This window comes from Alkalihalobacillus pseudalcaliphilus (genome assembly GCF_028610675.1).
GTDB lineage: Bacteria > Bacillota > Bacilli > Bacillales > Bacillaceae_D > Alkalihalobacillus > Alkalihalobacillus pseudalcaliphilus.
The window spans coordinates 1,320,816-1,327,703 of record NZ_JAQQWS010000001.1 but is presented as its reverse complement, the minus strand read 5'-3'; the positions used below and the strand labels follow the sequence as shown (position 1 = coordinate 1,327,703).

General features: G+C 37.7%; 9 protein-coding genes and 1 pseudogene. 9 read left to right on the top strand and 1 reads right to left on the bottom strand.

Annotated elements, in window-relative coordinates; translation table 11 throughout:
* Nucleotides 1-758 (top strand): collagen-like triple helix repeat-containing protein (locus PQ479_RS06650; protein WP_273716835.1); only part of this gene is annotated, 758 nt, incomplete at its 5' end.
* Between the two features lie 55 nt (nt 759-813).
* Nucleotides 814-1,084 (top strand): annotated as a pseudogene (locus PQ479_RS06645) (IS5/IS1182 family transposase); the annotation flags it as partial.
* A gap of 116 nt (nt 1,085-1,200) precedes the next feature.
* On the opposite strand, the gene PQ479_RS06640 reads toward PQ479_RS06645, so the two are convergent.
* Nucleotides 1,201-2,373, bottom strand: coding sequence for a dicarboxylate/amino acid:cation symporter (locus PQ479_RS06640; protein WP_047988466.1), 1,173 nt, complete (start codon nt 2,371-2,373; stop codon nt 1,201-1,203).
* Nucleotides 2,374-2,561: 188 nt separating this feature from the next.
* On the opposite strand from PQ479_RS06640, the gene sigY reads away from it, so the two are divergent.
* The 7 genes from sigY (at nt 2,562) to PQ479_RS06605 (ending at nt 6,812) form a co-directional block, all read left to right on the top strand.
* Nucleotides 2,562-3,113 carry an RNA polymerase sigma factor SigY gene (gene sigY, locus PQ479_RS06635; protein WP_047988467.1) on the top strand — a complete coding sequence of 184 codons (552 nt, stop codon included), beginning with the start codon at nt 2,562-2,564 and terminating at the stop codon, nt 3,111-3,113.
* Complete coding sequence (locus tag PQ479_RS06630; RefSeq protein ID WP_047988468.1) at nt 3,097-3,423, top strand: DUF5345 family protein; 327 nt, start codon at nt 3,097-3,099, stop codon at nt 3,421-3,423. Before sigY ends, PQ479_RS06630 begins: the two co-directional genes overlap by 17 nt.
* Nucleotides 3,420-3,665: a transcriptional regulator gene (locus PQ479_RS06625; protein WP_420535530.1), complete on the top strand. Its 246-nt coding sequence runs from the start codon at nt 3,420-3,422 to the stop codon at nt 3,663-3,665. The genes PQ479_RS06630 and PQ479_RS06625 overlap by 4 nt, the downstream gene beginning before the upstream one ends.
* A 3-nt stretch (nt 3,666-3,668) precedes the next feature.
* Complete coding sequence (locus PQ479_RS06620) at nt 3,669-3,869, top strand: PLDc N-terminal domain-containing protein (protein WP_047988469.1); 201 nt, start codon at nt 3,669-3,671, stop codon at nt 3,867-3,869.
* Nucleotides 3,869-4,780 carry an ABC transporter ATP-binding protein gene (locus PQ479_RS06615; RefSeq protein WP_047988470.1) on the top strand — a complete coding sequence of 304 codons (912 nt, stop codon included), beginning with the start codon at nt 3,869-3,871 and terminating at the stop codon, nt 4,778-4,780. Before PQ479_RS06620 ends, PQ479_RS06615 begins: the two co-directional genes overlap by 1 nt.
* Nucleotides 4,777-5,550, top strand: a complete 774-nt coding sequence (locus PQ479_RS06610) for an ABC transporter permease (RefSeq protein WP_047988471.1) — start codon at nt 4,777-4,779, stop codon at nt 5,548-5,550. Before PQ479_RS06615 ends, PQ479_RS06610 begins: the two co-directional genes overlap by 4 nt.
* Nucleotides 5,551-5,783: 233 nt before the next feature.
* Nucleotides 5,784-6,812, top strand: a complete 1,029-nt coding sequence (locus PQ479_RS06605) for a hypothetical protein (RefSeq protein WP_047988472.1) — start codon at nt 5,784-5,786, stop codon at nt 6,810-6,812.
* Nucleotides 6,813-6,888: the final 76 nt, after the last annotated feature.

Sequence of the window (6,888 nt, the reverse complement as noted above, 5' to 3'; positions counted from 1 at the left end):
CGGGAGCGCAAGGAGTAACAGGAGCACCCGGTCCGACGGGAATAGGAGTAACGGGAGCACAAGGAGTAACAGGAGCAACCGGTCCGACGGGAATAGGAGTAACGGGAGCGCAAGGAGTAACAGGAGCACCCGGTCCGACGGGAATAGGAGTAACGGGAGCACAAGGAGTAACAGGAGCACCCGGTCCGACGGGAATAGGAGTAACGGGAGCGCAAGGAGTAACAGGAGCAACTGGGCCTGCAGGTGGTACAGGAGGGCCAACACCATTTTTTATTCAAACGACTACGTTGGCTAGTGTTGAAACTGAAATTTCATTTAATGAGGGTGGTGGGAATAACCAAGCCATAGGAGCATTATTTTATATACAGCAAGTCACTACTGTTTCAAATATGACTGCATATATTGTGCAAAGTGGAACAGGTACAGGGGAGTTTCAAATGGCTGTTTTGCTACCGACGTCTAATGTTGAAGCAACAGTAATTGCCATTACAGATATAGTTGACACAGTAACGAGCGGTATTTTTACATTACCATTGATCTCACCCGTTACATTAGTTGATGATACCATTTATTATCTGGCTGTCTATAATCAAGTGAATGGTTCTGCGTTAGCAGGAAAAAATTCTGGATTTGGCAGTGTACAAGAAGTCCCACCCATCAACTTTAGAGCACAGAATTTAACCGGATTTACATTAGGTCAATCAATTAATACGAGTGATGTGTCATTACAACTAAGTCCGTGGTTAGCGGCTGAATAAAAAAGGTAGTTGATTAATTCTTATCAATTGACTGAGTTTCATAATTCTCAGTCCGAGTCAATACATTCTCCCATCACTTTTCTCCTCGGGAAGTTTAAACAATGGCAAAAGCCGCAATTCCATTTTTAACTTGAATCCATGAACGACTACCTTTAAACTCTCTACGCTATCAAACAATGGGTGTTGGTTATGATTTTGAGCCGAACTATGAATAGATCTATCGTAGGGGGAACATTCCGTCATTTCCAATAAACGGAAAGCGAAAAATGGTTGGCTTTGATGAGCATTTTGCACCCTGTGTCAGGGAATATGCACAAGGTTTTGAATAAGGTGAACAGTAGTTTTGGATTGTAAGTATACGACGATTTGGACATTCGATTAATGAAGTAAACGTAACAAGTAAGCCCGCAGAATGATAAAATTCTGCGGGCTTCTTACATCATTATGCTTTCGTTTCTGTATTTTCTACTTCGAAATCCTCTTTTTCAAGTTTATCGACTAATGTAATAATCGCTCCATCCCCGGTAACGTTAGCGGCAGTGCCAAAGCTATCTTGGGCCATGTAAAGAGCTATCATTAAACCAATCGCTGCCTCGGTAAAACCTAACATTTCTGTTAATACACCAACAGCTGCCATCACTGCTCCGCCAGGAACACCCGGTGCAGCAACCATAACAACCCCTAACATGAGAAGAACAGGGAGCATTTGCATAATTGTAGGTATTTCAAAACCTGGTAACATCATCATCACGGCTGTCGAACATAAAGTAATGGTAATCATACTACCAGATAAGTGAATAGAAGCTCCTAGTGGAACACCAAAATTAGCAATACCTTCTCTTACCTTTGTTTGTTTGAGGGAACGTAGGGTAACGGGAATTGTTGCCACACTACTCATCGTTCCAAGTGCTGTAAAATAAGCAGGAAGCATTTTCCTCAAAATCGCAAAAGGATTTTGGCGTGTGATCATTCCAGCAATCGTATATTGGATAAGTAACCATACCCAATGAAGCGTAATTACCATTAATAAGACAAGGCCAAATACTTTTAGTGTTTCAAAAACGGTTCCTTCAGCTCCCATTGAGGCGAAGATACCTGCGATATAAAAAGGAAGTAAAGGAATAATAATTTTAGCAATAACGAGTTCAACAATATCTTTTCCTTCATCAAAAAAGCTTTTTAACCAAGTCCCTTCAATTTTGGTCAACCCAATTCCAAAAACAAAAGCGATCATTAATGCGGTCATAACACTCATGAGAGGTTCAATTTCTAGTTCTAAAAATGAAGTAAGTCCGGTGCTTTCTGTGATTTCTTGTCCACTAGGAGATAATAAGGGAATAACTGTAATCGCGACGAAGAAAGCTAAGGTACCAGCTATAATCGTTGATACATACGATAAGCCTACCGTTGAACCTACAAGTTTTCCAGAGCTTTTACCAAGGCCACTAACACCACTGGCAATAAAGAAAAGAATAATAAAAGGAATCATAAAGGTAATAAAACTACCGAAGATATCTTGAAATGTAATAAATAATCTTATGATACCATAAGGAGCAAATAAACCAACTAAAATACCGATAATAATTCCCATTAATAGTTTAAGGATTAATTTCATGATTGTTTCTCCTTTGTCTAGTTGATAAATACAAATGTATTTTCTAGTGTTACATGTTTTGTGTGGACAAGCAATAGCTGTGGTTTTATTCGGAATTGCAAGTTAATTAATGGATTAATTTTTTTATTTTGAACGAATTCTAAACTTCTTACGTCATATAGTTGAAAGCTAAAAAAGGGAGGTGTCTTATGAGTGAGTTATCAGATGAACAAATAATAGTAGCCGTATTAAAAGGAAATGATGAAGCATTTACAAGGCTTTATCAGAGGCACTTCCCTTTTTTATATAAATATTTGCTCAAACTAACCGTCCAGGAGGATGTGAGCCAAGATTTAGCCCAAGAAACGATGTTGAAGGCTTATTTGAAACTAACAACATTTAAAGGTGATAGCTTGTTCTCAACATGGTTGATTTCCATTGCTTCAAGGTTATATCTTGATTTGAAAAGAAAGCAAGCCAAGGAAAAGAAGAAAATGAAACAAATGAAAGAGTTAATTTCTAGACAATTAAATTGGAATGCGGATAAACACGGTGTGAGCTGGAGTGAGCATTTTATTGAATTTAATGAACTTGAACCACAATTTAAGGTACCGATTTTGCTCAAGCATTATTATGGTTATCAGTACGATGAGATTGCGAAGCTTTTACAAATTAAAGAGGGAACCGTTAAATCAAGGGTACATCATGGCTTAACAAAATTAAGGAAGGATTGGAGGGAGCAAGATGAAGAGGGAAGATGAAAAAGTCATTCAACAACTACAAAGGGATTGGCAAAAAGTAGATGATCTAAGTCAAGATGTAACTACTAGTCGTTTTGAAGCTAGTCAGCAAGTTCAACTTTTTGTGAAAGAGAAAAGAAAAAGGCTTGTTAAGGAGTTGTTGTTGTTTCTGTTAACGGCTGTTGTCCTACTAAGCACTATTAGTATCTTATTTCTCCAATCGCAAAAGCTGTTTTTAGTCATTCAAGCACTTGTTTTCTTCATGGCAGTCGTTATTGTTTTTTATCTATTTAAGAAGGAAAAAGGCAAGGAAGGACAGTGGGTCGAATGAATCAACTCAATGAATTAAATAGGACGATAGCAACGGAAATGAATTTGTATGTGCTTATTCCATTCATTGCTGCGATTTTGTTGACACAAAGCATTTTACTGTTTATTGATGCGAAAAAAAGAAATAAATATCCATGGTTTTGGGGGCTATGGGGTCTGATTCAAGCACCGACCCCAACACTATTTTATTTATTGTTTATATATATATCCAAAAGAAGACAAATCAAAAGGATGGAGGAGTAAGAAATGGATATTTTACAAGAGCTTAACTGGGGGTTAATTACACCGATTATTATTTTACAATTGATTTTAATGACATTTGCTTTAGTGAATTGTTTCAGAAGTGAAGCAACAAATGGTCCGAAGTGGGTATGGGTACTGGTGATTATTTTCATTAATATCATTGGTCCAATCCTATACTTTGTTTTTGGTAGGAGGAATGACTAATGCAAAGTGGGGAGAGGGAGGTACTCGTAAATGTCGATCAATTATCGAAAAGATATCAAGGCGATTGGGCGGTAAAAGATGTTTCTTTTAAAATTCAGCATGGTACATGTATCGCACTACTTGGACCCAATGGAGCGGGGAAAACGACAACTTTACACATGTTAGCTGGATTACTGGACGAAAGCCAAGGAACGATTCATTTCCACAATAAACAGAATGATTTTCGGAAGTCGATTGGTTTTTTGCCTCAGCAACCACAATTATTTGGTTGGATGACGGCAGAGGAATTTTTGAATATATGTGGCCAGCTTTCAGAGCTACCAAAAGCCAACAGAGAAGCACGTTTAGAGGAAGTATTGAAATTTGTAGGACTTAAGGATGTAAGAAAAAAGAAAATCGCTGGTTTTTCTGGTGGAATGAAGCAGCGTTTAGGCCTTGCACAAGCTATTTTACACGAGCCAGAATTATTAATATTAGATGAGCCTGTATCCGCTCTTGACCCAACCGGACGGAGAGAAGTACTTGAATTAATTCGTGAAATGAAAAAGAAAATGACGGTTTTGTTTTCGACTCATATTCTCCATGATGCTGAGCAGGTATGTGATCAAGTGCTGATCTTAAAAAAAGGTGAATTAAAATGGAATGGAGAGCTTGAACAGCTCCGCTCAAGTATGGAAGAACTGACAATCCAAATTAAAACGAAAACAACCTTAAAGAATGTGTTTCAGACAGGTGAAGGCATTCTACATGTAAAAGAAGTAGCGGATAATGAAGTTCTCTTACAAGTGGAGAAAGGATATGATGCTAATCTTTGCTGGAGAAGACTACTTGAAAAGGGGATGGATGTGGAATATTTTAATGCCAATCCTGTTACGTTAGAACAGGCGTATTTGGAGGTGTTACAAAAATGAATGCCATAGCTATATTGGTAAAAAAAGAATGGACGGAAAGTTTAAGAAACGGGAAATGGATATGGTTACCCATTGCCTTATGTATTTTGGGTATCTCGCAACCGTTAAGTATGTATTATTTGCCTCAATTATTAGAAGCCGCAGGTGGATTGCCAGAAGGAGCGGTTATTGATATTCCAACACCGTACGCATCAGAAGTGTTAATCGGCACCTTGTCACAATTTGCTCTACTAGGTACGTTACTTTTTGTGCTAGCTTCGATGAACTCCATTGCTCATGAGAGAAATAACGGTTCGATTGTATTTGTTCTAGTTAGACCCGTTTCGTTTGTTCACTATATTTTAAGTAAATGGATGAGTTTGCTTATATTATTTGGTGTTAGTTTTGGACTTAGTTACTTTTTGACATGGTATTATACTGTACAATTATTCGGTACTGTTACGCTAGAAAAGCTCGTATATAGTACACTTATTTATCTTTTGTGGATTGGCTTTCTTATTGCCTTAACGTTATGTATAAGCACATTCTTAAGAAACGGGGCAGGGATTGCCGGACTCACCATTTGTATTGTCGCAATTTTAGCTTTGGCAGACATGCTTATCCCCGCTTTTATGAAATGGAGCCCAACCCAATTACAAGCGGAGGCTGGTCAAATTCTAGTACGATCATCAAGTGGGGAGCTTTGGATGTCACTTATTACGACTCTCCTACTCACTGGATGTTTATTGTATATAGCTACAAAGAAAATGAGATCTTGGTCAAAAATATAATAAAAATACTCGTCTTATTGATAAGGCGGGTATTTTTTGTTTTGGTTTTTTGTGTGCGAGAGATTAGTTATGGTCCTTTTGGTCTAAAATGCTATAAACCTACTTGTGTCTTCCCTCTTTATAGTAATCATTTCTAAAAAATGGTAATAAATAGGTTTTTTTCCTTATTGAAAAGGGTAGTAATTACATGGATACTTAATAATTGAGAAAAACTAGAAAGGGAAGAGTGAAAATTGAAAAAATGGCTATTGTATGTTCTGGTTACAAGTTCACTTTTATTTATTGTTGCTTGTAATAATGGTGGTACAACATCAAGTGAAGAAGTGGAAGCAGAAACAGATGAACCTGTTATTACAGACAATAACGAAGAAGAGTCAGAAGAAACAAAGGGAACAGAGAGAAAGTCTGTTGATGTAACGGCTCTTGGTGCAGGTGACGCTCCGGATGATCAAGGGGATTTAGAAGTAAGGTTAGAAATAAAGGTAGAGGAATTTGAAGAGCATTATGAAGTAGAGGGGAAGTCCAATCTCATACCTGGAACAAAGGTCTGGGTACAGCCTGATTCGCTAGATTATACGTTTATTAATTATGGAGTATGGTTAGACGTAGAAGAGGATGGTAGCTTTTCGACAGAATTAAAGCATCCGCAAAAATATGATACTGAAATTGCTATTTCTGCCACTTTTAAATCGACTGCTACACAGCCTGATGAAGTGTATCAGCATTATGGAGAAGATTTAGGCCAAATAACAGGACCTTATACTCGTATAGACTATGAGAGCGCACAGGTGCTTGAATATATGGCTCAGGTTCTGGTGTCGCATGAACCAATCGAAGGAGAGTTTGTTGTACTTGAATCAGAAGAGCCAGTCATGAATTATCCGAATGACCAAGGAGATGTTGATGTTTGGTTGGATAATATTCAAGTTGAGCATGATAGTAAATATTATTATATAACCGGGCGTTCTAATTTGGCGGATGGGGCAGAAGTGAAAGCTAATTTGGAGATTACTGATTATGTGACAATCGGTTATTCAGATTCATCTTTCGTCAATTCGGACGGATCTTTTGCTTTAAGAATTTTGTATCCAGAGGATATTGATGATTCAGCTGAAGTAAATGTAAAAATTCAATTTGCACCTGAATTATATCAGAGGGACCATATTCTTGACATATATGGAGAGGACGGTGCGAATCTAGAAGGAGAACTTGTGGAAGAATTAAATGGAGAAAAATTTGTTGAAATAATGGTGAACATTTGATAAGCCATTTTTATATCTGGAATCAGATACCTCTTTGCTGCCGACATTCATAATAGTCATGGGGTGGTAAAGAGGT